We start from the raw sequence: 25,368 nt of genomic DNA, 5'->3' as shown, positions 1-25,368 counted from the left end.
ATCCTTTTTATCGCGAAAAATGGACGTCCATTCTCTTACGTTGGGAAGGAGGTTCATGACGCAGTTTTTGGAACTCGAGTCAAAAAGGGCGTAGGTTGATTGGACCCACGACCGACCAGGCAGAGGCACATCCCGAATGGCCCTCACCCTCCGCACCGCTCGCACAGCCATGAAATGGCTGCTGATGGCATGCATTCCCGCATTGCTGCTGTCCTGTGCCGAAACGCAAAGCAGGCCCACAGTTGTAGCTGGAAAGGCCCGCTTCGAATTCCTGACGCCCTCGCTGGTACGGATGGAGTACTCGCCTTCCGGAGCGTTTGTCGATGCGCCCACGGCGGTCGTGCAGAAAAGGGACTGGCCTGCAGTACGCGTCCAATCGACACAGAAGGATGGCTGGCTGACCGCTACTACCAGTGCCATGACACTGCGTTACCAGCTGCGATCCGGCCCGTTTACCGCGACCAACCTCAAGGTGACCTGGAACAATCCCGGCGATCGTGCACGCGACTGGCGCCCCGGTGACGTGGACCCGCGTAATCTGGGCGGCCTGACTTATTCCCTGGACAACATCAGCAAAGCCAACCTGCCCGAAGGGCAGATGGATCTCGAAAGCCCGGTCAACGACATCATCCCGGGCATCGACGTGCCGCTCGCCAAGGCCAAGCCCGGTCTTTTGAGCCGCAACGGTTATGCGTTCATCGACGACAGCCAGACCCCGGTATGGAATGCGCAGGGAACATGGATAGAACCGCGCCAGCAGCCGGACGGCCAGGACTGGTACCTCTTCACGTACAACCGCGATTACCGGAAGGTGTTCGACGAGTACGCGCAGTTGTGCGGAGCTATCCCGATGATTCCGCGGTACACCCTCGGTCCCTGGATCACGGATTTCAATTTCGAATATTTTCCCGACACGGCGGAGTCCAGGCAGCCGGCCTTCAAACGCTACGACCAGCAACATCTCGAGGACGAGATTTCGCGGTTCCGTCAGAACCACATTCCGCTCGACACGCTGGTGCTGGATTTCGCGTGGCACAACTACGGCTGGCAGGGCGGCTATGACTGGAGTCCGCTCATACCGCATCCCGATCAGCTCTTGAGCTGGTTGCATGGACAGGGCATCAAGGTGAGCCTCAACGATCATCCGGGCTATGCCAACACCGACGAGAGCATCCTGTCGTTTAACGACAGCCACGCACCGGAAGTGCTGAAGGCGCTGGGACGACCGCTGCCTCCGAAGCCTTCGTTCGACATGGATATCTCGAAGCAGTGGAAATTTTCCACCGATCCATATGACCAGGGCCTACGTCATCGCTGGTTCGCGGCGGATCACGCCGATGGGCACTGGAAACCGATCCGGACTGGCATGCCATGGCAGGAGCAGGGCTATCAGGCCTATCAGGGTATTGCCTGGTATCGAACCTCGGTTCGACTGCCAGCGAAGCTCCCGGATGCGTTGTATGTGTATCTTGGCGAGGTCGGCGAGAACTACCGGATCTTCATTAACGGCAGGGAAGTGACACATAGTCATATCCAATGGCCGCGGCGCTTGACCTATACCGACATCACGCCGTACGTCAAAGCCGGACAGCGGATCGAGATCGCCCTCCGTGTGGAGACCGGAAAAAACGGTGGTGGCATTCTCCGTGGCCCGGTCGCGATCAGGAATGTCGAGCCACCGCAGCGGATCTATTTCGACCTGTCGAACCAGCAGCAGGCCGATATTTTCATGCGCGATCTGCACAAGCCGCTGATGCAGCAAGGGGTGAATGTCTGGTGGGTCGATGGCGGTGGTGGTGCCGTCGACATGCCTGGCCTGAACAAGCAGCTGTGGACCAACAAGGTCTTCTACGACTACACGCAACAGGAAACCGGGCAGCGTGGATTCATCCTGAGCCGCTACGGTGACTGGGGCAGCGAACGCTATCCGGCGTTCTTTACCGGCGATACGTATTCGGAGTGGCCCGTGCTTGCTTACGAAGTCGCGTTCACCGCTCGCGGCGGAAACGTTCTGGTGCCGTACATCAGCCATGACATCGGTGGATTCCATGGCGCGAAGATCGATTTCGACCTGTATGCGCGCTGGATCGAGTTCGGCACGTTCAGCCCGTTCCTGCGGATGCATAGCGCCCACGCCAACCCGTACGAGGGCAACATGCGCATGCCATGGGTCTACGGCGACCAGGGCATCGCCTTGATGAAAAAATATTTCACCTTGCGCACGCAGCTGATCCCGTACATCTATTCGTACACATGGGTGGCGCACAAGGAATCCATGCCGATCCTTCGCCCGCTGTACCTGCAATATCCGAATCTGGAAGAGGCCTACCAGCACCCGCACGAATATTTCTTCGGCGAGGAAATGCTGGTCGCTCCCGTGCTTGATGCAAGCGGCAATCGGACCGTGTATTTGCCGCCCGGCCAGTGGATGGATTTCTTTACCGGCAAGCGTTACGGCGGAGGTACTTCGTTCACTGTGCACTATGCGGTTGATGAAACGCCGGTCTTTGTCCGCGAAGGCTCGATCATCCCCGAGCAACGAAAAGACCTGGCCTATTCGGATGCCAAACCTTTGGATACGGTCATTCTTAATGTTTACGGATCAGGCAAGGGCAACTTCAACTTATACGAGGATGACGGGATTTCCCTCGACTACACCCATGGTCGCTACGCGCTGACCCCGATGACGCATGCCACCACTGCTGATGGATCCCATCAGGTCGTTATCGGACCGACACAGGGTTCATTTGCCGGCCAGGTACAACGACGGTCAGAACTGCGCATCCACGGCACGAACAAGCCGCAGTCGGTGTCCGTGAACGGCACGGCTTTCAATGATTGGACGTGGGATGCAGGCGCTGCGACGGCGACGATCTTGTTGCCCGCGCACAGCACTCGGGAAAGGATCAAGGTGGAGTGGGCATCGAAAGATGGTACGGACTGAGGTGGACGTGCGATGTGGGTAACGTTGTCGAAACGCGCCGATGATTGAATGACAACAGCCGAAAAGGCGTAATGGTGTCCTCACCCTGCAAGAAGAAGGCGATATGACATGCCCACTGCACCTACGGATCCACTGGCCGCGATCAACCATATCGTCGTGCTGATGCTGGAGAACCGTTCCTTCGATCATATGCTCGGCTTTCTCTATGCGGATTCCGGCAACATCTCCGCTGCAGGCCAGCCGTTCGAGGGATTGACCGGCACGGAGTCGAATCCGGGCGCCCTCGGCACGGCGCCGGTCACCGTATTCAAGATCCAGGCCGGCGCGGCAAACACGTACTTTCTGCCGGGCTCCGATCCCGGCGAGGGATACACCGCAACCAATGCGCAGTTATTCGGCAGCAATACGGCACCCACGCCACCGGTGGCGACCAACCAGGGTTTCGTCAGCGATTACTCCTACACGCTGGGCTGGGAGACGACGGAAAAGTGGTCGATCCTGGCAGGAACGGTCGCGTCCGACATCATGGGCATGCATACGCCGGATACGTTGCCGGTGCTGTCCGCGCTGGCGCGTGGCTTCGCGGCCTGCGACTACTGGTACGGTTCGGTGCCGACCGAGACGCTGCCCAATCGCGCCTTCGTCCATGCCGCCACCTCGCAAGGGCATATGGACGACACCACCAAGTCGTTCACTGCGCCGACCATCTATGCCGCGCTCACTGCGCAGAACATCAGCTGGATGATCTACGGCTACGACGCGGACCCGCTGACCCGGGTTACCTTCTCCGACCTGACCAATGCAGCGGATGCGAATTTCGGCCAGTTCGCGGATTTCCAGGCGGCCGCGGCGAACGGCACGCTCGCCTCGTATACGTTTCTCGAACCGAGCTGGGGTTCGAGCGGCAACAGCCAGCATCCGAACTACGATGTCGCGCTCGGCGAGCAGTTGATCCACGATGTTTATTACGCCCTGCGCAACAGTGCGGCCTGGAACGAAGTGCTGCTGATCGTGACCTACGACGAGCACGGCGGCTGTTACGACCACGTTCCGCCACCGGCCGGTGCGGTGCCACCCGACGCGACGGCCGGCGAATACGGATTCGATTTCAAGCGTTTCGGTCCGCGCGTGCCGACCGTACTGATTTCGCCGTGGATTCCCGCGGGCACAGTGTTCCGCGTGCCCGAAGGTTCGATGCCGTTCGACCACACCTCGATACTCAAGACGATAGAACAACGTTGGAACGTGCCGGCACTGACCGCGCGTGATGCAGCTGCGCCCGACATCGGAGCCGTGCTCACCCTTGCGGCGGCACGCACCGACGATCCGCTGGCCGGTATCGTCGTGCCGACATCAAGCGGCGCGAATCCGGCGGCGAATCAACCCTCGCATCTGCAGCAGGTGTATGCCGAGCTGCTCTCGCGCCTGCCGGTGCCGGATGCCCGCGGTGGCACGCATCACGAACTTCCCACGCTGCATAGCGGAGACGACTACGCAAGTTACATCGAACAACGGCTGGCAGCATGGAAGGCAGCCCGCAATACGATGCGCTAGCAGCAGTTCATCGATAAGGTTTCACGATATCCAGCAACGGGCCAAGCCGGGCTTCGAAGTGCTTCCAACGTGCAATCGACGATCGGTAGATCGGCTTGCGCACCTGGGCGATGCTGGCGGTCTTGACGATGCGTTTGTTCTGGTGGAAGTCGAGGCAGCGTTCGTCCCAGGGCAGGCCGAGATAGTCGAGCAGGCGCCGTGCCTGGCCTTCGGTATCCGCCACCATGTCCTCGTAGCGCAGATCCAGTACCGTGCCAGCCGGCAGCACGTGGTGCCAGTGCTGCATCAGCTGGATATAGCGCGTGTAGTAGCGGCCCACGGTACCCAGGTCGTAGGCGAAATCGAGATTGTTGCTTTCGAACAGGCGCGAGTAGCACGAGAAGCACGAGTCCATCGGGTCGCGCATCGCATGGATGATCTTTGCGTGGGGCAGCATCAGGTGGATCATGCCCACGTGTAGAAAATTGGCTGGCAGCTTGTCGGTGATGCACTCCGCGTGTGTGGCCAGTTGCCAGACGCGTGCGATATAGGCATTGCCCAGGCGGCGGAATTCGTCCGTCGATAAGTTACCGGCGATCTCCGGGTAAGCGCTTGCGCCTGCTTTCGCGCTGATGGAGTGCACGACGTCACCCAGGTCCGTCAACTCGCCCGCACCGTGGATGCCAGGATAGCTGGACAGGATCTGTTCGATCAGCGACGTGCCTGAGCGCGGCATGCCGACGATGAAGATCGGTGCCTTGTCGGCGGCATAGACCGGCTTCGGATGGCTGGCCATGAAGGCTGCGCTGAACACGGCTTGCAGGCGCTCGATCAGCGCCATCTCACGTGGTTCATCGTGCGGGAATTGTGCGTGCTGCAGGCGATTCCCTTCTGCGTAGGCGTTGAATGCATCGTCGTAGCGACAGGCATCCTCACGCATCTTGCCCAGGGCGAACCAGTAGCTGATACGCCCTGTTATCGGCAGGGTGGGAAGCTGGTGCTGCTGCTCTTCGAACAGACGCAGGTGGGCGTCGTCCGCGGCATAGGTCCTGAATGGCGCGAGGTTGCAGTGCGACTGGAGGAAGTCCGGCTTGATCGCAATGGCGGCTTCAAAGCATGCGCTGGCTTCCTCGAGCCGACCCTGCTTTTTCAGGCACAGGCCCAGGTTGTTGAGCGCCATCAGGTAATTCGGCTCGATCTCGAGCGCGCGCCGGTAACTGCGCTCCGCAGCGATCTGCTGGTTCTGATGGCGCAGGATGTTGCCGAGATTGAAATGCGGTTCGGCGATCGCGTCGTTGATGGACAGCGCCTGGCGATAGCAGGACTCCGCTTCGTCGGTGCGACCCTGGTCATGCAGCGCATTGCCGAGATTGTTGTGCGCTTCGGCGGAGTCCGGGGTCATCGCCAGCACGCGGCAATAGCAGGCTTCGGCGTCGACGGCGCGACCCTGGCTGCGATACATGACGCCCAGGCTGTTGTGCACTTGCGTGTCGTTCGGGCGCGCGGCCAGAACATGCAGGAAATGTTGCTCGGCTTCGCCAGGGCGGTCGATGGCCATGAGGGCGTGGCCGAGCCTGGCATGGGCTTCGATGAGATCCGGCTGGATCGCCAGCGCCTGCCGGTAACTGGCTGCAGCATCAAGCAGCCGATCCTGTGCGCCAAGCGCATTGCCGAGATTGCAGTGGGCTTCGGCATAGTCCGGTTTGAGCGCGACTGCCCGGCGATAGCTGTCGGCGGCCTCGGCGGTTCGCCCCAAGGCCATCAGGCTGTTGCCCAGGTTGTAATGTGCGCTGGTGTCACCCGGCAAGAGTGCGACGGCCTGTTGCTGGGCGGCTGCGGCCTCCAGCATGCGCCCCTGCGGCTTGAGTGACGCACCCAACGCCTTCCAGACAAAGCCGTGCTCGGGAAAGCGCGATATCAGTTTGCGCGCCAACGCTTCCGCTTCAACATGCTGTTGCCGGCTGACGAGGCCGACCAGCGCATCCATATCCTGCCGGCTGGGCGAGCTGGCCGCGACCGTTGGTGTCGGATGTCGATGCTGCGACTTCTCATCGTGCGACATGGTTGCCCTTGAGGTGTACGGCGACGCAGATCTCGCCGGGATGTTGCGAATGCGCACGCAGGGACGATACATCCGGGCAAACCGGCGAAATGCGCCTGATTTCGCAGACCTCTATATAGTCTATATAGAGTGTCTCCCGCCAGGACGAAAGCGTATCAATTGGCGCTGGCGTTGAAGCTGACTGGCACTCTCAGAGAGAGGCCCAATCTCGTGTCGAAATGCCAGCTGCGCACCGCGTCCAGGGCCGACCGATCCAGCTCCTGGAAACCGCTCGACTGATAGACACTCTCGCTTGTTACCGAACCATCGGCGGCAAGGTCCACACGAACGATTACCACGCCCTGGTGGTGTTGGCGCACCGCCTGGGCGGGATATTTTGCTGGCAGACTGGCTGCTGACGGCGGCGGCGATACCAGGGGAGGGACGCAGTCGATCCTTTCGCTCTTCCGTAGCGACGCGAGGTTGTCGCGATCGGAAGGACTTGTAACCTTGCGGTTGAGTTGCTCCTGGATCTGCTCCCTGGTCTGTTCGCATCGGAATTGCTGCCGCTGCTGCTCCGGCGTCATCTTCGCGCTGTCATTGCCGGTCGAAGCCGTCTGCCCGAAACAAGCCGTGGAAATGGCAAGGAGTAACGAGGTCGTCAGATATCGCATGTGCAGTTGCCCTGTGAGTAATCAACCGGCTGATGCCGCGAGTGGCCGCCAGTGACCTGCAACCTTAGCTCACGCTGTTTGCGGGATGCAATTTTGGGAGTGCGGACAGATGCTTTTGCCTTTAGGTGGCCAAATACATGGAGGCCATGCGGTGTCAGTGGATCGCGTCTGATGCCTGGATCTTCAGCACCAGGGTCAGCACAACCGCCAGCATCGCTGCCACGGCCGCGAAACCGTAGATCGCGCCGTAACCCATGCCGCCGGCAATCCAGCCGCCGATCGGGCCGGCGATGGCCATCGCCACATCCATGAATACGGAAAACACGCCGAGCGCCGAGCCGCGGCTGTGTTCGGGCACGCGATTGACGGCTTCCACACCGAGGGCGGGGAACACCAGTGAAAAGCCCAACCCGGCAATGGCGGCGCCCGCTCCCGCCATGTGCACGTCACTGGCCAGCCACAGCGTGATCAGCCCGATCGCCTCGATCGCAAGCGAGGCCATCGCGACGCGATAGCCACCCAGCCAGTTGATGGTGCGGCCAAATACGAAGCGCACGCCAACGAACATCACGCCGAACACGCTGAGGGTCAGCGCAGCACCATCCCAGCCGCGCGCCGCATAGAACAGCGTGATGAAGGTGGCGATGCAGCCAAAGCCGATCGAACCCAACGCGAGGCCCATGCCATAAGGCACCACGCGGGCGGCCACGGTGCGGAACGGCGAGCGTTCACCGGCGGCCACCATCGTGGCGCGTTTGAGTCGTGCCAGTGGCAACGCGGCAAGCATGAGTACCAGGGTCAGCAAGCCGATCGACGCGAAGCCGAATTGATGCTGCAGCAAGACGCCGAGCGGTGCGCCGGCAGCGAGTGCACCGTAGGTGGCTACGCCATTCCACGAAATCACCCGCGCGGTGTGGCCATGGCCGACTTGACCCATGCCCCAGGCGATGGAGCCGGTACCGACGCAGCTTTCGGCACAGCCCAGTGTCAGGCGCGCGAGCAGGATCAGGCTGAGGCTGAGCACGGGTCGACCGACAGCGAGGGCACCGACCAGCAGGAGTGCGCCGCTGACTGCGCACATAGCCAGTCCGGTCAGCACCGTGCGCTTGGGCCCCAGCGCATCGGCCATGCGTCCGGCATGCGGGCGACTGATCAGTGTTGCCACATACTGCATGCTGATCGCCAGCCCCGCCAGCATTGCGCCGAAACCAAGGTTGTTGTGGACGAACCCCGGCAGCACCGCCAGCGACAGCCCGATGGTCAGATAGGTGGCAAACGTGAAAGCGACGGTGCTGAGGATCGGCAACAGCACGGCGGGGCGGCGGCTTTCCGCAATCGCGGAAACGCAGGGAGCATCGGTCATGAGTCAATCGTGGGAGTGGGGCGGCTTGCCGGCGTGGATATCGCGGGCATAGGTGATTGTACCCATCGATGACGCATTGCAGCATCGCATGAAATTTTCTTCATCAAATGCGTTGTGCTTGCGTTCAATGGTGATCGACGGTGAGGCCCGTCTCTCGCGCCGCGATCCGTCACGTCCGGCTGATGGCGATGCTGCAGGGCCGTCCGTCGCGCAGATGCTTTGACGCCAACGGTGCTTGCCACGTGATCGCTCTATCGCAAAAGGGCCAGAGAAATTCTCTGGCCCTTTGGTGCCGCTGACCCATTTCGTCGTTCCCGACCAGAGCCAAGGCTTAGCCTGAAGAAGCGGCGCTCGCTGGCGCACTAGCCTTGTGCTTGCGTGGAGCACTGTGCCGCTTGGCACCCTGGTTGCGATACATGTCATCTGCAATCTGCTTTTGATCCGCCGAAAATACGGCGTATAGGTCGCTCCATGCGGAAGACAGTTTTTTCATGTTGTCCGCATGGTTCTGCGCGAGTTGTGCATAAGACTTCATGGCTTCGTCGGCGTTCATTGATGAAAGCTTCTGTGCGCGATCCTGAAATGCCTGAGCGGTATTCTTGGCATTGTCGCGCATGGTCTGGGCGAAAGCGTCCCATGGCTTCGACTGCACATCGGTGATCTTCAACTGGGTGTGCATGTCGCTGATGCGCTGCTCCACGGCATCCGCGCGCTTTTGCGAGTGGTTTTTTGCAGCAGCCGGCGCGGTCGAAGATGACGCGTCCGAAGTCGTAGCTGTCTGCTGCGCCCAGGCAGCACTCGTGAGCATGGCAAACGTCAACAATACGGGCACAGCAACGTTACGAATTGCGTTTTTCATAGTTGGATGCTCCGATTCACGTGGTCCGATCAATGACGGCCCTATGCCGGTCCGTCGTGGCGCTTAGCCCTGGTACGGCTGGTTCGGTGGTGGTGGTGGCGGCTGCGGTTGCGGTTGCGGCGGTGCACTGTTGTCGTAGTAAACCTCACCCGGCGGCGGCGGCGGTGGCGCCGCGGTGTAAATCACGGCCGGTGGTGGCTGTGCCACTGAATTCGCGATGACCGTGCCGGCAACCACTCCCAGCAAGGCACCGGCGATGAGCGCACCGCCGCCGCCACCGCCACGACGATAATATTGCGGAGCCGGGCGTCCGCGATAGCCATCGTGCCTGTAATACTGAGCATGAGCGGGCAACGCGGAAGCGGTCACCGCAACGGCAAAGAGCGCTACTGCGATCTGGCGATATAAAGGATTTCGAGAGGTGTGAGTCATGAACGTATCCTCCACACTATGTCGCTGTTATCGCATGCGTGTGGCCGGCATCGAATGCATGCGAGGATAGGGATCACCACGGCGACAATGGGCAATGACAGTTACGCCTGGCATGTCATTCCCGTCACCGACGACTGAGTCTATGCCAAATCGTGTGCAGGTTTAATTAACCAGTATGGGGAAGTGGGGATTGGTTCATTCCACCTCCCGCCGGAACGGGCTCCCACCCTGATTCAGGAGAATGCGATGCGAAAAGAGTGGTTGGTGGGCGTTGCCGCCCTGGCCGGTATCGCCGGACTTGTTCGTGCCGAAGGGCTGCCAGCGAAGCCGCCGGCTCTCGAGGCCTTTGGCAAGGGCGTGCAGATCTATACCTGCAAGAAGGCATCGAACGACACCTATGCATGGACGTTGAAGGCCCCCGATGCGACCTTGCGCGATGCCAAGGGCAACATTATCGGCAAACATTTCGCCGGGCCGAGCTGGCAGGCCAATGACGGCAGCAGCGTGGTTGGCGAACCCCTCAATGTTTCTCCTTCACCCAATCCGGGCGCTATCCCCTGGCTCGTACTCCACGCCAAGTCGCATGCAGGCACCGGCGAGATGGCCAGTGTCGAGTATGTCGTCCGTACGCGAACCGAAGGTGGCATGGCACCGACCCGCGGTTGCGACGCGAGTCATGCAAATGCCGAATTACGGGTACCGTATAGCGCGATCTATTTGTTCTTCCGCGGCTGATCGTCACTGGATCAGCACGCGTTGCCGCCAGTGTTTCAACTAACCGGCGATATAGGTCGCGAAGCCGCGCAGGAAATCGCCCAGCTGTTTGCGGATCGCCTCGTCCTGCAGTTCGCCGTGCTCGTCGAACACCTTGTAGGCGCGCGACACCAGCAGCCGATCGCCCGACCACTGCCGTGTGCCTAGCGTCTTGAGTACCGGCAGCCAGCCGTTCTGGGCGAGGATCGTGCCGAATCCACCAGGTGATGCGCCGATCACGGCAACCGGTCGGTTGCCAAAGATGCGCGGGATGTCAGCTGCAGGCCGTGACAGCCAGTCGATGGCGTTCTTGAAGACGCCGGGAATGCCGTTGTTGTACTCCGGTGTCACCAGTAGCACGCCATCGCTGGCGGCGATGCGCTCCTTCAACTCTGCAACTGGCGCGGGCAGGCCATCGCGCTGCTCCAGATCAGCGTCGTAGAGCGGAATGCCGTGCAGTGTGGTGACATCCAGCATGACGTCGGCATCGACCATAGACTGTGCAGCGCGCAACAGCGCAGTGTTGTAGGACTGCGCGCGCAGGCTGCCGGAGATGCCCAGGATGTTGGTCATGTGGATGCTCCTGTGCTAGCTGTTTCCAGTCGCGTGGCGATGCGCACCTCGCCGGTCAGTACCTTGTGGATCGGGCAGGCGTTCGCGATCTGCAGCAGGCGCTCGCGTTGCTCGTCGGTCAAGGATCCTTGCAAGGTGATCGCACGCGTGATGTCGGTTCCGGCAGCCGGTTTGCCCTCGGGATTGAAGCGCAGCTCCACCCCGACCCCGGTCAGCGGCCATTGCTTGCGCGACGCGTACATCTGCAGGGTGATGGCCGTGCAGGCACCGAGCGCCGACAGCAACAGCCGTTCTGGCGAGGGGCCGGCGTTGGCACCGTTCGCCTCGAGTGGCTCATCCGCGAGCCAGGTATGTCCGTGGTCATCGGTCAACGTCACCGTGAACGGAGTGGGGCTGGTAATCGCCCGGACGGTGGAAATTGCCATGGAAATATTCTCCTGTTGCGTGTCGCGGCATCTTCGCTGCATTCGAGCGTGTGTGCCAAAGGGCGGCTTGAATGCATGCTTCGGAAGCCGCGATGCTACTGAGGCTGAGCCTCGGTGGGGCGCTCAGATTTCCTTGATCAGGCTGATTAATTTCGCCACCAGCGTTGGCGACAATGAGTTCGTGGCTTATGCGGTGCCGAGTGACGTGTGGCATCGCAAGAATTTGCAAAATGATTCGCAAGAAAGGTGTGGCGCAACGTATCTGGACAGAGCTGCTACGCCCTGTACGATGAACTGCGGGGATAACGCCGCCACCTGCAATCGCTCGAGGTAGAGATGGCCTTGGAGTCACACACCAAACCGATCTCATCGCACGGTCACAAACCTAGTGACGGCACCCATTTCTTTTTTGCCCTCAAGCCGGATGAAAAGGCCAGGGTCGAAATCGCCCAGGCTCGCGAGCGCTTTCTCAAGACGCACCGACTGATCGGTACTGCGGTCGATTCCGACGATTTCCATCTGACGCTGGTTGACATGGGCAAGTCGGAGCGATTGAAGCAGCCGCTGGAGGATGCCCTGTTCGCCGCGGCCGAGGCAGTGCACATCAAGTGCTTCGAGGTTTCGCTGGATTCGGCGATGCGGCTCAGTGCTGCCCGGGACGGCAACTTCCCTTTCGTGTTTTGCGCGGACAGTGCGTCCGCCGCGTCGGCGTTGACGCTGCGCCGGGCCATCGCGGAAGCCCAGCATCGCCAGGGGCTGCAAGTGCTGGGCATCTCCAATTACCTGCCGCATATCACGCTGTTGCGTGGCGGCGCGATGGATTCGATCCAGCTACAGATACCCCCGATAAGCTGGAAACCGCACGAATTCGTGTTGATCCGCAGCTTTTTCGGGCAATCCAGGCACGAAGTGATCGGGCGCTGGCCGCTTGTTGTTACCGCGCACGAGCCGCTGGAGTTCGAATGGCCTGAAGAATTTGACCTGCCAGCCGACGAGTGACGGACCGGCATGACTGCAAGAGGCGTAAGAACAGCGTGGCAGGGCCGGATTAGTTAGCCGAGGTTTGAGGCGGCACAGCACATAGACCGTAGGTCATAGGCGATGCCTTGGATTGCGCGAGTTATAGTCGCGCGGTACATATCAGACGACATGCAATTCGGTTTCAGGCAAGGTAACTGCACTGACCCACGTTTCAGGCGTGCGAGCTTCGGCGGTATCGACCCGTGGCGGCCTGCAGGTGGGCAGGATGCTCAATGGTTGTTCCTCCGACGGGGTACTCCGCACATGGCCGATGAAAAGTCTTTCCCGAAAGCGGGTAACCCGGTCGACTGGAACGACCCGTTGCTGGTGTCGCTGCTCAACAAGACCGATAACTGGCATCTCGATAATCGCGCAACCATCCCGCCGCAAGGCATCCGTATCGAATTTGGCTGGGGTGCCGGTACCTCCAAGCAAGCCATGCTGGCCTGGGAGGATGATGATGCGATGGTTCTTGAGACCTTTTTTCCAATCGAGCAAGGCGAGCGAGTGCGGATAGAGCGGCCTGACGGGAATGGCTACGTCACCCAGTGGGGCAAGGTCGTTGAGAGCCGGCTAGGCCATCGGACCGACGATAAGGCAAACGGCATCCACGTGCATTGGCTGCATAAAGGCTGATCGCGCGCGCCGCCCTATAACGATGAAGATGACGCGCAATGTTTCCGCCGATGAGTGATCAGCTGGCGTGCTGGGCAAGCCAGTTCCGGAATTCCGGCGCCGGCAACGGCCGGCTCACCAGGTAGCCCTGGATCGCGTCGCAGCCCAGCCCAGCCAGGGCGGTGCGCTGCTCTTCGGTTTCGACGCCCTCGGCGACCACGAAAAGCTCCAGATAGTGCGCAATGGCGATCATCGCCTCGATGAAACGGTCGTGCGAGCCGGCGCGCAATCCTTCGATGAAGGTGCGGTCGATCTTGAGTTCGCGTACCGGAAGTTTTTTCAGGCTTTCCAGCGACGTATAGCCGGAGCCGAAATCATCCAGGGAGAAATGAAATCCGGCGGCATCCAGTGCACGGATCTTGCCCGCAGCATCTTCCAGATCGTGCAGGAAGACGTTCTCGGTGATTTCGAGGGTGATACGCCGCGGATCGGCCCGCGTTGATGCAACCGCTTCCCGCAGCGTGCGGACGAAATCCTGCGCAAACAGCTGCCACGGGCTGACGTTGATCGAGAGGCGCGCCTGGGCGTGTGCTGCCGGCCAGGAATCCAGTTCCAGGCAGGCCCGTTGCAGGACATAACGGCCGATGCTGTGGATCAGGCCGGTTTCCTCAGCAATCGGAATGAATTCGACCGGATCGATGAGGCCGTGCGCCGGATGCCGCCAGCGCAGCAGCGCCTCGGCACCGATGAAGCGCCCCTGCATGTCGAGCTGGGGCTGGTAGTGCAGTTCGAATTCGTCGCGGTCGAGGGCAAGCCGCAAGCCTTTCTCCAGCAGCAGGCGCCGGTCTGCCTGTGCCTGCATGACACTTTCAAACACCACCGCGGTATGCCGTCCGGAAGCCTTCGCCCGGTACAACGCCATATCGACCTGGCGCAGCACATTGTCGACATCCCGGGCCAGGCCGGGGAGCAGGGCGATGCCGGCACTAACCCCGACGACCAGGTCGTGGTCGCCGATCCGCAATGGAGCGGTGAGCCGTGTGGTGATTTCATGCGCAATGCGCAGGGCCGCCTGTGCGGGTGGTTCGCCAGTGTCGGTCAACGAGGAGATGTGCAGCGCGAACTCGTCACCACCGAAGCGTGCGATGCACGCACCGTTGGGTGCGGCTTCGCTGATGCGTGCGGCGACGCCCTTCAGCAGTTCGTCACCCACGTCGTGACCGAGTGCCTCGTTGATGGTCTTGAAGTGGTCGAGGTCGAACAGGATGAGTGCGCCGTCTCCCTGTTCCGCAGAATCGAGTGCGGCCTGCAGGCGTTCATGCATGTAGTGGCGGTTCGGCAGGTCGGTCAGGTGGTCATGGTAGGCAAGATGACGCAGATCCGCCTCGACGCCCTCCCTGCGCTGTGTCTCGCTACGCAGCCCGTCAAGGCTGGCGGCCAGCGCCTGGGTTCGCCGTTGCAGCTCACGCCTGAGTACGCCGCTCATCAGCAGCACCAACACCAGGAATGCCAGTGAATCGAAGGTCAGCCCACGCCTGCCATTGTGGTCGAGCGACTCGGCATGTACCGATGCGGTGGCCTGGACGACAAGATAGAGCGTGAGCGACCACACGCGTGCACCCTGGCCCCTGCGCCACAGCAAGATGCAGCTGCACACGGCCCACAGGTAGCTGGCGTTCACCGCGGTGTAATAGATGCTGGCTACGTGTGCCGACTCGGTGCCTGTGTAGTCATGTACGGTCTCACCCCAGGGCAGCACGAGTGGGGGCCGCATGGTGATGTCGGTATATAGCAGGCTGTATGGAGAGAGCAGGTTGACCACGAACAGGGCGCCGAAGATCAGTGCGGCAGCTGTCACCCAGCGCCGCCAGTGGGCGATGCCCGTATACAGGCTGAAGAACCAGATGCCGGTCGGGTAGATCAGACAGGCGAAGCTGATTTCCGCGCGCACCAGTGCGCATGCCGTCGATACGGTGTCGGTTTGATAAAGCGCCGCGGTCAGTCCAAGGTAGATCGAGAGCAACAGGCTGAGGCAGCCAAATGCGAAATACACGCGCTCCTGTCCACGCGCAGACCCTGCAAACGTGGCGTGGATGCCCGCGAAAAGACAGATGCCGCAGGCAATCAGCAGACTGGATACGTACAGAGTCAAACAATCACCGATGGAATCCCCTGTGCGGTCGCTGTCGGGCGACTGACACTGCTCATGTTACCCCTCCAGCGACGGCTGCGGCCACGTGAGCCGGACCGCAATCAACCTGGGCTCCGCCGCAAGTGATTGGTGGTGATGGTCTAGGGCTGCCATATGGCAGGTGGCGACGGCTTACATACTCGCGGCCCTTGACTGACCCGGCTGGATCGAATCGTGACCACCATACCCGCATGTCCGCTTTGCGCCATGGAAAATACCTATCCGGATGGCGACAACTACGTCTGAGCCGATTGCAGCCATGAATGGCTGATCGTGGAAGGTGTCAGGGTAGTTGATGCCGGCGTCGTGGTGCGGGACATCAACGGCAACGTCCTCAACAGCGGTGACACGGTGATGGTGGTCAAGTATCTCAAGGTAAAGGACTCGTCCACTCCATTGAAGCAGGGCACCGCGATCAGGAATATCCGTCTGGTCGAGGGTGACGATGAGCATATCGAAGGCAGCTCGGACAAGATCAAGGGGCTGGTGTTGAAGGTTTGCTTCCTGAGGAAGGCTTGACGTCTGGCTTGCGTCAGCGGGCAACCCTTTCCCAACATAGGCAGTGCGCGGCCCGGCACCCGATATCTCTGCTGCGCAACGGCGATCGGCTCTTCGGTCTAAATCGATTGGCCGGTTGCCGGTCTCCCCCATGACGGGCGCAGAATCGCTTGGGAGCGGACTGCCAAAGACGTGGGTAGCGGTTCGATAACCGAGCCGTATGTGATCCGATCGAGAATTTGGCGGGACTGGCCAATGACGTCACGAAGGAGCAACGACGATGAAGATGCTCGTTTACGTAGCCGCACTCCTGGCCATGCCGATCGGTGTCGCCCATGCTGTAACTCCCCCTCCGCTGCGCGAGGGGCTTTGGCAAATGCACCTTCAGGACACCGCGAGTCCTGGCAACAAAACAACCGATAGCACGACGGAGATCTGCCGCAACCATGCGTACGATCAGCACGTGCAATCTATCGCCAACAACGTAAAGATGGGCTGTACCAAGATCAACGAGAGTGCCGACGGGAGTACATATACCGTGGAGATGCGTTGCGTCGTCGGCCCAACAACTATTCAGTCAAAGTCGGTGGCCACCTTTCAGGGCGACACCGCCGCCCATTCCGAGACGCATTCGACTTTCACGCCTGCTTTTGGAGGCGAGACAGGGGACGTGATGATCCAGGATTCGAAGTATGTCGGCAGTTGCCCGGCAGGAATGCAGCCGGGGGATCGGATGTCCGCGAATGGAACCATCATTCATTCGGGAAGGCATTGAGGGTGCACTGGAGGGCAACGGGTTACGGGACCGGCTGGAACTTCATCTGCACAAGGGCCAATCGCCCTCGCCATTGACATCGATGCAACAGAAAACGGGCCAGATTGCTCTGGCCCGTTTTCTGTCTGGAATCACCTCAAATGGTACGCGAGTGTATTAGTGCCTTTCCCTGTCACCACCGCCGCGGGCCGGTTGAGCATGTGCCTGTGGACGCGCTTGTGGACGAGCTTGCGGCCGTGCCTGTTGATACGAACGTGCCGCCGGGTGATAGGCGGAAGCCGTTCGCGCGGACCCTTGATATCCAGCAGCACTACGCGCGGGGCGGCTGTACTGTGCTGACCGTTGAGCGTTGCCGTTTCTCGGTGCATAGCTGGCGGAGCGTGGGGCGCTCATGTTGCCGCGGTTACTCACGTGGGCAGTGCGCGAACTGGCCGCCGCTGCAGCCATCGCCCCGTTTGCCCTGACAACACCATTGCCACTGAAAGCTCCTGGTCGCGATGTGGCGGCGATGGGCGGTGCGCCATGGTTGACCGAGGCCCGCAGTGCGCGATTCTGGCTGGCCATGCGAACCTGTTGCTGCTGAGCTGCCATCGGCTGCATATGCTGATCGTGTACAGCCATCTTGTCCTGCGCTGTGGGTCGTGCCATCAGGCCGCCGCGGCCACCGTTATAGCTCACGCGACCACCGCCGTTGCTATAGCCGACGTTCCGGTTGTAGTTGAAGCGACCATGGTCCCAGTAGCCACCCCGGTAGCCCGCGCCGTCATAGCCGTAGCCATAGTTGATGCCGCCATAGAAACCCACGTGCGGACCCCAATAGCCGGCATTGAAGACATAGAAGCCGTTGTTCCAACCCCAGTAACCCGGCGTCCACAGCGCGCCCACATAAGGTGCCAGAACCCAGGTGCCCGGCACCCAGAAGTAGCCACCACCACCGTAGGCCCAATATCCCGGCGTCCAGATATAGCCATCACCGGGCATGACCGGTTGCGCATAGATCGGCAGGGGTGGCGGCGCAATGCCGATCGAGACAAACACCCCTGCGAAAGACGAGGCCGATATCGCCATAAAGCAGGCTGCCACCGTCGACATGACCAGTCGGCGCAGCAGGGGAGATCGCATCATTGAACGGCTAGGCATGTGCAGCTTCATGGGAATACCCCTGGGGGTTGACGGTGTTGCATACGATAACGGGACAGCCACGATTCGGAGGACGAGGCGCACGAGCTTGCCGGAAGTCATTCATTTGGCAGTCGACAAGGTGTACCTCGAGTAACTTGTTTTTTGCAGTGCGGCTGAGGTGGCAATCTTTCCGCAACGACGCAAGCTGCTGCCGCGACTTGGCCAGCTACTCGGTCTGCATTGTGATCAGCATCGCGTGATGACGGCGACATGATCTGGGCGGGACTCAGTCCAGCACCAGGATCTGTCGTGCCACGTAGACCACCAGAAACATGGCCATCAGAATCAACAGTCCTGTCATCAGCCGTTCCAGCAAGGTGCCTCCATAGGTTGTGTTGTCGTCACTATCGATCCGCTGGCGATTCCGGTTGAACCGAAACGTGGCGAGCAGCACTACAAAAGCACCGAACAACAGCAAGATCAGCCCCAGCCACTCAGAGGCGCGTACATGCAGTCCGGGGATCGCCTGACCGGCGGCGCGGCTTGCATAGGAGAGAAAGATGTCGAAACGCTCAAGCAGAAAGCCGAATGCCATCACGGCGATCGCCGTGCGCACCCACGCCAGGTAAGTGCGCTCGTTGGCGGCATGGTCGCTGAAACGTGGAATCATGGTGGGCGCCTGTACCGTGGGGTTGCTTCATCCACTCTTGCGATGACGTGGACTCCTTCCAGAGAGCCACTCTAGTCGCTTTGCCGATGGGCGATTGTGCGTCCTTGCCTTGGTTATCACGAAAAGGTCAGACGCCACATGCGGCCGACATGTTTCGCTGCATCGAATGGTGTTGGCTTCAGAGGTTGGCGGCAACAGGAATACCCACTAGAGTCCGCACTTTGCCAAATGCGAAAGGTTCTCATGTCCGCTGGTCATCGCGTCCTCAAATTTGTCCGCCAGCTTCATCTCTACCTGGGCGTGTTTACCGCGCCCATGCTGCTGTTCTTCGCGATTACCGGAGGCCTGCAGACCTTCAGCCTGCATGAGACGACGCGCGGTAGCAGCTATATGCCGCCCGCATGGTTGGCGAGCATGGCGCAGCTGCACAAGAAGCAGACCACGGTGATGCCGGTGCGCAAGGCACGTCCAGCGGAGGTGGCTACGCCAGGTAGTGATCTTCATGGTGCGGATGCAGCGACCGCTGCAACAACAGCGAACGCGCAAGCCGACATGCGGGTGGCACCACCGTCCAGCGGGAGCGCCGAAAACGCAGGCGCCAAGCCGAAAAAGAACCTGCTGCCGATGAAGATCTTCTTCGGACTGGTAGCCCTGAGCCTTTTGATATCAACCTTGACAGGGCTCTACATGGCATGGCGTTACAGCCGCAAGCCGAAGCTGGTTGGCGCGCTGTTGCTTGGTGGCATTCTCGTGCCGGTGCTGCTTTCGCTGCTCTGAGGTAGCTCCTGTCAGGTCGAAAAGCAGAAGGCGACGGTGGCCATTGGGCCATCGTCGCCTTCCTGTTCTTGTGACGCATCACCTCACACAACGGTCAGCGTGACGTCGATGTTGTTGCGGGTGGCATTGGAGTAGGGGCACACGATGTGCGCTTTCTGTACCAGTGCTTCGGCATCTGCGCGTGGCATGCCGGGAATCGAGATGTTCAGCTCGACTTCGATGCCGAAACCGCTTGGGATCGGACCGATGCCGACCTGGCCAGTCACCTGGGTATCCGCCGGCAACTGCAGCTTCTGCTGACTGGCCACGAATTTCATCGCGCCGATAAAGCATGCGGAGTAACCCGCGGCAAACAGCTGCTCCGGATTGGTGCCTTCGGCGCCAGCACCACCCAGTTCCTTTGGCGTGGTGAGTTTGATATCGAGGACGCCGTCGGACGACTTCGCGCGACCATCACGACCGCCGGTGGCGGTGGCCTTGGCGCGATACAGGACTTTTTCGATGGACATGGGATGTCTCCTTGTTCGGGTGGTCGAGTGGTACTGCTAAAAAGTAGTTGGCTATTAAATAGCGGGCTATGTATTTGGATAAAACATGAAAGCCTGATCACGCCACACCAGACAATCTGGCGCGCAGGTCTTCCAGCTCGCCTTTCAGGTGCTTCACCTCGCTCGGCGTGCACTGCGTGGCGCAGAACACCGACTCCTGTACCTTGCCGGCTTTCGCCTGCAAGGCCTTGCCGCTCGCGGTGAGCGTGATGACCACATGCCGCTCGTCCTCGCGCGAGCGCAACCGCGCCACCAGTCCAGCGGCTTCCAGTCGCTTGAGCAGCGGCGTCAGCGTGGCTGAATCCAGGAACAGCCGCGCGCCGATTTCCGACACGCTCAGGCTCTCGTCCTCCCACAGCACCATCATCACCAGATACTGCGGATAGGTAAGATCCAGCGGCTTGAGCAGCTTGCGATACACCTTGTTCATCGCGAGGCTGGCCGAATACAGCGCAAAACACAGCTGCACATCCAGCCTGGGTGTGCTGGCTGAAACGACCGACGAGGAGGGGCGTGCTGGTTTCATGGTTCACATTTTAAATAGCACACTATTTAATTGCAAGCTATTTTTCATCACGAAGACGGCGGGCCCGTAATCACTGGCCAGCAATGCATTCCATGCACGGCCGCATGAGGTAACTTATGGATCCACCCGACGGGGATGTTCGCCACATGTCAGCCGCTATTCGCACACCTCTGATGATTGTTGGCGCCGGTCCCACCGGGTTGGCCGCCGCGTTGTTTCTCAGTCGGCGTGGCGTGCCGGTGCGCATCATCGATGCGGCGACGCAGCCCACGACGACATCGAAGGCGTTGCTGGTCAATCCACGTTCGCTTGAGATCCTGGGGGCATACGGCGTGGCGGCACGCATCATCGCCGAAGGCTACGAAGTCATGGGTGTGACCATGCATCGCGGCGGCCGCGAAGTGGTATCGATCGACCTGCAACGTGAGCTGCGTTCGCAGCTCCCGATCGGCCTGGCGCAGGCGCGCACCGAGGCGCTGCTCACCGAGGCTTTGCAGGCGAAGGGCATCCATGTGGAGCGCGGCGTGACCTTGCAGACGCTGCAGCAGGATGCGGAGCAGGTTACGGTGACCCTGCAGCACGCAGATGGCGGCACGCAGACCGTGCAGGCACCGCTGGTATTTGGCGCGGACGGTGCGCGCAGTGCGGTGCGGCATGCACTGGGCATCGATTTCGCTGGAGACGCGTTGCCCGAGCCATGGCAGCTCTGGGATCTGCGGCTGCGCACATCGCTGGATCGGCAGCGCGTGCACATCGGACTGGTGCCGGACGGTTTCCTGTTCCTGATGCATCTGCAGGCTGGCGTGTGGCGTGTGATCGGCAATGGCGCGGACCCGTTGGCGCAGTTGCCGGGCGATAGTGTGGCTGGCGAGGTGCAGTGGCAATCGCAATTCCATATCGCGCACCGGCTGGCCGACAAGTTCAGTGTCGGTCGGGTGGCGTTGGGCGGCGATGCGGCGCACATCCACTCGCCACTCGGCGCGCGCGGCATGAATCTCGGCATCGAGGACGCCTGGGTGTTTGCTGACTGCGCCGTCGATGCCATGGCCGGCAAGCTCGAGCGGATGCAGGAATATGCCGAGCTGCGCCAGCCCGTGGATCGTCAGGTAGTGCGCAATGTGGCCGCGGTCACCCGGTTGATGCGCGGACGCCCGACAGCACTGCGCTGGCTGCGCGACAACCTGGCACCCCAGGCCATCAAGCTGGCACCGGTGCGCCATCGCCTGCTGCAGACGATGTCCGGACTTGATCATCCGTTGCGTACGCGTTGCTGAGCGTCGCGTGGAATCCGTGCAACGGCGCTGCCTGATCAGCAAATAGATGCTGATGCAATTATCTGCACCAGCGCCGTCTTCCGGCTTTCCCGGTCAGTTGTCGTTCCCGCTCAACATCGAACCCACGATGCCACCCAGCAAGCCACCACCAACGCCGGCAGATGCGGCCTGGCCGCCGCTGCGGGGCATGTATTCGGCAATCTGGTGAGCCAGGCGCGCGATGGGTAGTGTCTGCAACCACACCGTGCCGGGGCCGGTGAGTGCGGCCAGGAAGATGCCATCGCCACCGAAGATGGCGTTCTTGATGCCTGGAACCGTGGTGATCTGGAACCCCACCGACGACTGGAACGCGCCGACGTGGCCGGGGTGAACCCGCAGGGTCTCGCCGGGTGCCAGGTTCTTCTGGATCAGCTCGCCGGAGAGTTCCAGCCATGCCGTACCCGAACCGCCGATTTTCTGCAGCAGGAAACCATCGCCACCGAAGATGCCTGCACCCAGCGACTGCTGGAAGCCCACGCCGATGGTGACCTGCGGCGTGGCGCAGAGAAAGCCATGCCGATGCACCATGTACTCGCTGCCCGGGCCTACCGGTACCGGCACGATATGGCCCGGCACCTTGGTGGCAAAGGCGACTTCGCCGGGCGACTGGACTGCGCGGTATTCCGTCATGAAAAAGCTGCCACCGCCGACGGCGCGCTTGAACATGCCAAGCAAACCGCCGCCACCACCCATCTGGGTATGCGTAGTCATCTGGATTGAGGCGGTCATCCACGAAAGCTCGCCGCTCTCGGCATAGACGCTGTCGTTGGGGTCGAGCTGCACTTCAAGCACGGGCATCACCGTGCCCTGGATACGAGTCTGCATGGCGTTGTCATCCTGGGGGTGGCAAGTGGGCTGCCCGCACGCAGGCGAGTCGGGCAACGGACGGATTCTCTACGGAGAATTCGGCGAGCTTACGCATTTTGGATATCGGCGGGTATCGGCGGATTGGATGATCCCGCCGATCAACGAAAGGCGTATGGCGACGGGACAGTCGCCATACGCGGCACCGGGGCGCGTGTTCACCCGACTCGGGTGCTTCGCTTCAATCCAGCGCCGGATAGTCCGTGTAGCCGTGCGCTCCACCGCCATAGAACGTCGCCTGATCCGGCGTATTGAGTTTCGCGTTCTCGCGCAGTCGCCGTGGCAAGTCGGGATTGGCGAGGAATTCCTTGCCGAACGCCACCAGATCCGCCCGGCCGCTGGTGACTTCCTCGATCGCCATCGTGCGGTCGTAGCCGTTGTTGACGATCCACGCGCCATGGAACGGCTTGCGCATCGCGGCGTAGTCGAACGGCTGCGGGCTGCGGTCGCCGCCGGTCTCGCCTTCGATAATGTGGATGTAGGCCAGGTGCAGTGTGGCCAGCCGTTCGACCGCACGGTTGAACAAGGCCTGCGGATCACGGTCGGACACGTCGCCGAATGCCGTGAGTGGCGACAGCCGCACACCGGTGCGGCCGGCGCCGACTTCCTGCGCTACCGCCTCGCAGACTTCGAATAGCAGGCGCGTGCGGTTTTCGATGCTGCCGCCGTAGGCGTCGGTGCGGTGGTTGCTCTTGTCGCGCAGGAACTGGTCGAGCAGGTAGCCGTTGGCCGCATGTACTTCGACGCCGTCGAAGCGGGCCTCGCGCGCGTTGGCGGCAGCCTGCCGATAGGTGTCGATCAGCGTGGGGATTTCGTCGAGCTCAAGCGCACGTGGCATCGAGACATCGACAAAACCTTCAGCCACGAAGGTCTTCGCTTCGGCGCGGATCGCCGAGGGTGCCACCGGTGCCTTGCCACCCGGTTGCAACGAGGTATGCGAGATGCGGCCGACGTGCCACAACTGCAGCACGATGCGTCCGCCGTTGGCGTGCACGGCTTCGGTCACCAGCTTCCAGCCGGCGATCTGTTCCGGCGAATGGATGCCCGGCGTGGCGATGTAACCCTGGCCTTCGGGGCAGATCTGGTTGGCCTCGCTGATGATCAGCCCGGCGCTGGCGCGCTGTGCATAATACGTGGCGTTGAGTGCGGTGGGCACGTTGCCGGCGCTGGCACGATTACGTGTCAGTGGTGCCATCACGATGCGGTTTGGCACCGCCAGGTCGCCAACCTGGATTGGTTTGAACAGCGCTTCAACATCTGCTGGAACTGCAACAAGAGCGTTCATGAAATCTCCTTCAGGGGGTACACCTGTCGCCGAACGACGAGGCGTGGGGAATGTGCAGTTTAGGCAGATGGGTTGTTCTCAGTTTGTCTAGACGCGCACTGGCGCGTTGGCCGCATTCAGTCTGAATGCGGCCAACGCCGGCCCTTTCAAGCGCAAGCTGACGAGGTGTATCCAGCTCGGGGTGCTGCGTGGCAATCGGGGCGATCGATTGGTCTGGCGTCGGTCGCTCGAATCAGCGCGCGAGCATCGCCCCGTCGCGGGTGCGCCAGTACGCCAGCACGAACAGCGTGGCGAACAGCAGGTCGATGCATCCGGCAGCCAGCATCAGTGGAGACAGGCGCTGCTGCAGATACAGCACCAGCATGGCGATGCCGAAGGTGAGTTTTTCCATGGCCGCGGGAAGCATGATCGGCCGATACCGCAGCGGATCGTGTGACAGCACCAGGAAGGCCAGCTGCCACGCCAGCGCGACGCCGATGAAGCCGTAGTAGTACTCCGCGTGGGTGATCGCTGGCGCATGCACGCGTGCCACCATCGATTCCTGGAAGTACATCGGAACAAGGGCCAGCACGCCGTAGATGGCGGCGAGCAGGAACACCCAGCGCGAAAACTTCATGCCCGTCTCCGGTGATTGACCATCGGGAGCTTAGCGGACAAGGGGCCCTGACTCGTTAGTCATCATCGCCGTCGTCCGCGTTGGCTTTCCAGTAGCCCTTGGCCTTCATCCAGTCCTTTGGCACGCCGCATTCCTCACTGAGCCACAGGCGCATGTTGCGGGTGCGGCGCGATTCACTGGCGATCCAGTAGAAGGTATCGCCGATGGGCTTGGGTAGTGCACGTAAAGCCTGCTCCAGCAGCTCACTCTGGTCGGCTGCCCTACCGTTGCGTTCCAGCCAGGTCACGTTGACATGTGCGCGTGAGCGGAGTGTCTGGCGATCCTCTCTATCGGGGATTTCCAGCAGCACTTCGACATGAGTATCTTCCGGCATCTCTTCCAGCCAGCGGCCGATCGCGGGCAGGGCGGTTTCATCACCGGCCAGCACATAGGTATCGAAGTCATCGGCGACCAGCGAAGAGCCGCGCGGGCCACCGGCACCAATCCACTGACCTGGCACGGCCTGCGCTGCCCAGGCGGCAGCGGGGCCGTCACCGTGCAGTACGAAATCGACGGTCAATTCGTTGAGTTCGGTGTCATGATGGCGCGGGGTGTAGTCGCGCATCGGCGAATATTTGCGGTCTGGCGGAAAGGTCGGGCCGTTCGGCCCGAGCACTGGCGGCACGATTTCACCGACGCTGTTGGGAAAGAACAGTTTCACGTGGTCGTCCGGCGCGGCGCTGACAAAACCGCGCAACTCCGCGCCGCCGAAAACGATCCGCTGCATGTGCGGACTCAGGCGCTCGACGCGCAGGACATCGAGCGTGCGGAACACCACGGTGTGGCGAATCCTCTGATGGGTGTGGGTTGTCATCGGCATGATCTCCAGGAATGCGGGTCAAGGTGCCGGCTACAGGCTCTGCACGATCCGCGCATGGCGAATGGGCGAGCGGTGGCGATGGCTGTTGTTGT

The 25,368-nt window shown here is 61.2% G+C and carries 25 protein-coding genes; 9 read left to right on the top strand and 16 right to left on the bottom strand.

What is annotated here, in order from left to right; genetic code table 11:
* Positions 1 to 169 precede the first annotated feature (169 nt).
* Positions 170 to 2,944 carry a TIM-barrel domain-containing protein gene (locus GSQ75_RS08430; protein ID WP_158754113.1) on the top strand — a complete coding sequence of 925 codons (2,775 nt, stop codon included), beginning with the start codon at positions 170 to 172 and terminating at the stop codon, positions 2,942 to 2,944.
* A gap of 108 nt (positions 2,945 to 3,052) precedes the next feature.
* Positions 3,053 to 4,498 (top strand): alkaline phosphatase family protein, encoded by a 1,446-nt coding sequence (locus tag GSQ75_RS08425; RefSeq protein ID WP_158754112.1) that lies wholly within the window; start codon positions 3,053 to 3,055, stop codon positions 4,496 to 4,498.
* A 7-nt stretch (positions 4,499 to 4,505) separates the two neighbouring features.
* Here the strand turns inward: GSQ75_RS08425 and GSQ75_RS08420 are convergent, their stop codons facing one another.
* The 5 genes from GSQ75_RS08420 to GSQ75_RS08400 all read right to left on the bottom strand — a co-directional run bounded on the left by GSQ75_RS08420 (position 4,506) and on the right by GSQ75_RS08400 (position 9,846).
* Positions 4,506 to 6,539 (bottom strand): tetratricopeptide repeat-containing sulfotransferase family protein, encoded by a 2,034-nt coding sequence (locus tag GSQ75_RS08420; RefSeq protein WP_158754111.1) that lies wholly within the window; start codon positions 6,537 to 6,539, stop codon positions 4,506 to 4,508.
* Between the two features lie 155 nt (positions 6,540 to 6,694).
* Positions 6,695 to 7,192, bottom strand: a complete 498-nt coding sequence (locus GSQ75_RS08415; RefSeq protein WP_158754110.1) for an energy transducer TonB — start codon at positions 7,190 to 7,192, stop codon at positions 6,695 to 6,697.
* A gap of 154 nt (positions 7,193 to 7,346) precedes the next feature.
* Complete coding sequence (locus GSQ75_RS08410) at positions 7,347 to 8,555, bottom strand: MFS transporter (protein ID WP_158754109.1); 1,209 nt, start codon at positions 8,553 to 8,555, stop codon at positions 7,347 to 7,349.
* Between the two features lie 331 nt (positions 8,556 to 8,886).
* Complete coding sequence (locus GSQ75_RS08405; protein ID WP_158754108.1) at positions 8,887 to 9,414, bottom strand: Spy/CpxP family protein refolding chaperone; 528 nt, start codon at positions 9,412 to 9,414, stop codon at positions 8,887 to 8,889.
* A gap of 63 nt (positions 9,415 to 9,477) precedes the next feature.
* The gene (locus GSQ75_RS08400) at positions 9,478 to 9,846 is read right to left on the bottom strand and encodes a hypothetical protein (protein ID WP_158754107.1); all 369 of its coding nucleotides are present in this window, start codon (positions 9,844 to 9,846) and stop codon (positions 9,478 to 9,480) included.
* Between the two features lie 246 nt (positions 9,847 to 10,092).
* Between GSQ75_RS08400 and GSQ75_RS08395 the strand changes: the two genes are divergently transcribed.
* A complete protein-coding gene (locus tag GSQ75_RS08395; protein WP_158754106.1) occupies positions 10,093 to 10,581 on the top strand; it encodes a DUF3455 domain-containing protein in 489 nt (162 codons plus the stop codon).
* Positions 10,582 to 10,620: 39 nt separating this feature from the next.
* Here the strand turns inward: GSQ75_RS08395 and GSQ75_RS08390 are convergent, their stop codons facing one another.
* Both GSQ75_RS08390 and GSQ75_RS08385 read right to left on the bottom strand, forming a co-directional pair.
* On the bottom strand, positions 10,621 to 11,172 hold the full coding sequence (locus tag GSQ75_RS08390) for an NADPH-dependent FMN reductase (protein WP_158754105.1): 552 nt from the start codon (positions 11,170 to 11,172) through the stop codon (positions 10,621 to 10,623).
* Positions 11,169 to 11,597 carry an OsmC family protein gene (locus GSQ75_RS08385; protein WP_158754104.1) on the bottom strand — a complete coding sequence of 143 codons (429 nt, stop codon included), beginning with the start codon at positions 11,595 to 11,597 and terminating at the stop codon, positions 11,169 to 11,171. Before GSQ75_RS08385 ends, GSQ75_RS08390 begins: the two co-directional genes overlap by 4 nt.
* Before the next feature lie 336 nt (positions 11,598 to 11,933).
* On the opposite strand from GSQ75_RS08385, the gene GSQ75_RS08380 reads away from it, so the two are divergent.
* Both GSQ75_RS08380 and GSQ75_RS08375 read left to right on the top strand, forming a co-directional pair.
* Positions 11,934 to 12,596, top strand: coding sequence for a 2'-5' RNA ligase (locus GSQ75_RS08380; RefSeq protein WP_158754103.1), 663 nt, complete (start codon positions 11,934 to 11,936; stop codon positions 12,594 to 12,596).
* 285 nt (positions 12,597 to 12,881) lie between these two features.
* Positions 12,882 to 13,253 carry a hypothetical protein gene (locus GSQ75_RS08375; protein ID WP_158754102.1) on the top strand — a complete coding sequence of 124 codons (372 nt, stop codon included), beginning with the start codon at positions 12,882 to 12,884 and terminating at the stop codon, positions 13,251 to 13,253.
* A gap of 58 nt (positions 13,254 to 13,311) precedes the next feature.
* Here the strand turns inward: GSQ75_RS08375 and GSQ75_RS08370 are convergent, their stop codons facing one another.
* Positions 13,312 to 15,384 carry an EAL domain-containing protein gene (locus tag GSQ75_RS08370; protein ID WP_158754101.1) on the bottom strand — a complete coding sequence of 691 codons (2,073 nt, stop codon included), beginning with the start codon at positions 15,382 to 15,384 and terminating at the stop codon, positions 13,312 to 13,314.
* A gap of 306 nt (positions 15,385 to 15,690) precedes the next feature.
* On the opposite strand from GSQ75_RS08370, the gene GSQ75_RS08365 reads away from it, so the two are divergent.
* Positions 15,691 to 15,942 (top strand): alkylphosphonate utilization protein, encoded by a 252-nt coding sequence (locus tag GSQ75_RS08365; RefSeq protein ID WP_254058521.1) that lies wholly within the window; start codon positions 15,691 to 15,693, stop codon positions 15,940 to 15,942.
* A gap of 259 nt (positions 15,943 to 16,201) precedes the next feature.
* Complete coding sequence (locus tag GSQ75_RS08360) at positions 16,202 to 16,696, top strand: DUF3617 family protein (RefSeq protein ID WP_158754100.1); 495 nt, start codon at positions 16,202 to 16,204, stop codon at positions 16,694 to 16,696.
* A gap of 156 nt (positions 16,697 to 16,852) precedes the next feature.
* Here the strand turns inward: GSQ75_RS08360 and GSQ75_RS08355 are convergent, their stop codons facing one another.
* Together GSQ75_RS08355 and GSQ75_RS08350 are read right to left on the bottom strand one after the other, a co-directional pair.
* Positions 16,853 to 17,836, bottom strand: a complete 984-nt coding sequence (locus GSQ75_RS08355; RefSeq protein ID WP_158754099.1) for a YXWGXW repeat-containing protein — start codon at positions 17,834 to 17,836, stop codon at positions 16,853 to 16,855.
* A gap of 268 nt (positions 17,837 to 18,104) precedes the next feature.
* A complete protein-coding gene (locus GSQ75_RS08350) occupies positions 18,105 to 18,488 on the bottom strand; it encodes a DUF202 domain-containing protein (RefSeq protein WP_158754098.1) in 384 nt (127 codons plus the stop codon).
* A 243-nt stretch (positions 18,489 to 18,731) separates the two neighbouring features.
* Here GSQ75_RS08350 and GSQ75_RS08345 point away from each other — a divergent pair, with 243 nt between their 5' ends.
* Positions 18,732 to 19,265 (top strand): PepSY domain-containing protein, encoded by a 534-nt coding sequence (locus GSQ75_RS08345; RefSeq protein WP_158754097.1) that lies wholly within the window; start codon positions 18,732 to 18,734, stop codon positions 19,263 to 19,265.
* Between the two features lie 83 nt (positions 19,266 to 19,348).
* Here the strand turns inward: GSQ75_RS08345 and GSQ75_RS08340 are convergent, their stop codons facing one another.
* Both GSQ75_RS08340 and GSQ75_RS08335 read right to left on the bottom strand, forming a co-directional pair.
* Positions 19,349 to 19,774: an organic hydroperoxide resistance protein gene (locus GSQ75_RS08340; protein ID WP_158754096.1), complete on the bottom strand. Its 426-nt coding sequence runs from the start codon at positions 19,772 to 19,774 to the stop codon at positions 19,349 to 19,351.
* Positions 19,775 to 19,871: 97 nt separating this feature from the next.
* Complete coding sequence (locus GSQ75_RS08335; RefSeq protein WP_158754095.1) at positions 19,872 to 20,339, bottom strand: MarR family transcriptional regulator; 468 nt, start codon at positions 20,337 to 20,339, stop codon at positions 19,872 to 19,874.
* A gap of 146 nt (positions 20,340 to 20,485) precedes the next feature.
* Here GSQ75_RS08335 and GSQ75_RS08330 point away from each other — a divergent pair, with 146 nt between their 5' ends.
* Entirely contained in the window at positions 20,486 to 21,613 is a 1,128-nt protein-coding gene (locus GSQ75_RS08330; RefSeq protein ID WP_158754094.1) for an FAD-dependent monooxygenase, read from the top strand.
* A 93-nt stretch (positions 21,614 to 21,706) separates the two neighbouring features.
* On the opposite strand, the gene GSQ75_RS08325 is transcribed toward GSQ75_RS08330, so the two are convergent.
* The 4 genes from GSQ75_RS08325 to GSQ75_RS08310 form a co-directional block, all read right to left on the bottom strand.
* On the bottom strand, positions 21,707 to 22,477 hold the full coding sequence (locus tag GSQ75_RS08325; protein WP_158754093.1) for a TIGR00266 family protein: 771 nt from the start codon (positions 22,475 to 22,477) through the stop codon (positions 21,707 to 21,709).
* 220 nt (positions 22,478 to 22,697) lie between these two features.
* Positions 22,698 to 23,801 carry an alkene reductase gene (locus GSQ75_RS08320; protein WP_158754092.1) on the bottom strand — a complete coding sequence of 368 codons (1,104 nt, stop codon included), beginning with the start codon at positions 23,799 to 23,801 and terminating at the stop codon, positions 22,698 to 22,700.
* 232 nt (positions 23,802 to 24,033) lie between these two features.
* Positions 24,034 to 24,417 (bottom strand): hypothetical protein, encoded by a 384-nt coding sequence (locus GSQ75_RS08315; RefSeq protein ID WP_158754091.1) that lies wholly within the window; start codon positions 24,415 to 24,417, stop codon positions 24,034 to 24,036.
* A gap of 55 nt (positions 24,418 to 24,472) precedes the next feature.
* Positions 24,473 to 25,270: a siderophore-interacting protein gene (locus GSQ75_RS08310; protein ID WP_158754090.1), complete on the bottom strand. Its 798-nt coding sequence runs from the start codon at positions 25,268 to 25,270 to the stop codon at positions 24,473 to 24,475.
* Positions 25,271 to 25,368: the final 98 nt, after the last annotated feature.

This window comes from Dyella sp. S184 (assembly GCF_009766065.1).
Lineage (GTDB): Bacteria > Pseudomonadota > Gammaproteobacteria > Xanthomonadales > Rhodanobacteraceae > Rhodanobacter.
The sequence above is the reverse complement of the archived record's forward strand: the minus strand, read 5'-3'. Positions and strand labels throughout refer to the sequence as shown.